The 738-nt window shown below is 45.4% G+C and carries 1 protein-coding gene; it reads right to left on the minus strand.

Annotation, left to right across the window (positions count from 1 at the left end; genetic code table 11):
* On the minus strand, positions 1-738 hold a 738-nt coding region (locus R7R78_RS26050), incomplete at both ends, for a Cache 3/Cache 2 fusion domain-containing protein (RefSeq protein WP_225474604.1).

Genomic DNA, 738 nt, shown 5'->3' on the forward strand with positions numbered 1-738 from the left:
CATGCTTGCAACGCCGTTATTCAAATTCACAATCTCATTTTTCGAACGTTTACGAGACGACGGAATTTGTAAGCTGACTTCACCATTAGCTAGGCGCGTCATGTAAGAGTTCAACACTGTTAGAGGCTGTAAGCTGCGGTTTAAGAACAGAGTGAGCACAACAAAAGTGATGCTCGCTGCTACCGAAGAAATGATGGCTATCAGTTTAAGTAGCGTGTCGCTGCCTTTGGTCACTTCTTTGATGAATGTACCGCCCAGTAGTTTCCAGTTCCAGCCAGGTACTTCGGTGAACACTAAGTATTTTTCACCGACGGTTGATCCGTATTGGAATGGGTAGCGGATCAGACCACTCTTTTGTTCGAAAATCTTATGGAAAGGCTTGTTACCATCGTAGTCACGAACTTCTACGATTGAAGGATCGGTAGCGCTCTTAGTCGGGTGGAGTAAGTACTTACCAAGATTGTGTTTGTCGTTATCGACAATGATGGTGTAGCCTGTGTCACCCCACTTAATCTCTTCTAGTGCATCAAACAGAGTTTGTGTGGCTTGGTCTACTGGCAAACCGATAAATGACAAGCCAGATACGTTACCGTTAGCGTCTTTGATTGGTGCGTAATAGGTAATGTAGCGTTCGCCATATAGTTTGATTTGCGCGTAGTAAGGTTTTCCGCTCTTTAAGAGTTGGTAACCAGGATGGTTGCGTCCAAGAGTCGTGCCTACTGCACGCTTACCTTGCGG

This window comes from Vibrio sp. 2134-1 (assembly GCF_033339495.1).